General features: G+C 32.9%; 2 protein-coding genes. Both read left to right on the top strand.

Annotated features, from left to right (window positions below; translation table 11 throughout):
* A partial coding sequence (locus BABA_RS26575) for a DUF4298 domain-containing protein (protein ID WP_007085651.1) occupies positions 1-165 on the top strand: 165 nt, incomplete at its 5' end.
* A 28-nt stretch (positions 166-193) separates the two neighbouring features.
* Positions 194-658 (top strand): tyrosine-type recombinase/integrase, encoded by a 465-nt coding sequence (locus BABA_RS13010; protein ID WP_003331351.1) that lies wholly within the window; start codon positions 194-196, stop codon positions 656-658.
* Positions 659-668 lie beyond the last annotated feature (10 nt).

The raw sequence follows: 668 nt of genomic DNA, 5'->3' as shown, positions 1-668 counted from the left end.
AATTTTTATGGTAGTGAAAAATGGTTTGAATATATGGAAATTGAAAAAATCCCAGTAAAATGTGGTGTTTTAACAGAAGACCAATTATTTGATATGATTAGTGATCATAATGAACTTCTTGGAGTATTACTTGACCTAACTTCAAAAATGTACAAAAATTTTTAAAAATATCAAAGATTCAAATATCTTAAAAATGGTGCAGGATACACTACTTGATAGTTTTCGTGCTGGTCGTCGCAACTATACAATTTTCCAAGTTGGGAAAGCGACCTTGTTAAGAGTAAGTGATGTCATGAAATTAAAGAAAACAGATGTCTTTAATCTTGATGGAACAGTCAAACAAACTGCATTTATTCATGATCAAAAAACAGGTAAGGGAAATACGTTATATTTAAAACCTGTCCAACAAGATTTAATGCTTTATCATGCATGGCTAACCCAACAAAACATGAATTCAGAGTGGTTATTTCCTTCAACTTCTCGTCCTGATCGTCCTATTACCGAGAAACAGTTTTATAAGATTATGGCACGAGTTGGTGATCTTTTAGGAATTAACTATCTAGGAACGCATACCATGCGTAAAACAGGCGCTTATCGGGTCTATACCCAGTCAAACTATTATTGGCTTAGTTATGCATTTATTAAACCATTCAAGTGAATCCATGACC

It is taken from the genome of Neobacillus bataviensis LMG 21833 (genome assembly GCF_000307875.1).
Lineage (GTDB): Bacteria > Bacillota > Bacilli > Bacillales > Cytobacillaceae > Neobacillus > Neobacillus bataviensis.
This window is presented reverse-complemented; position numbering and strand designations above follow the sequence as displayed.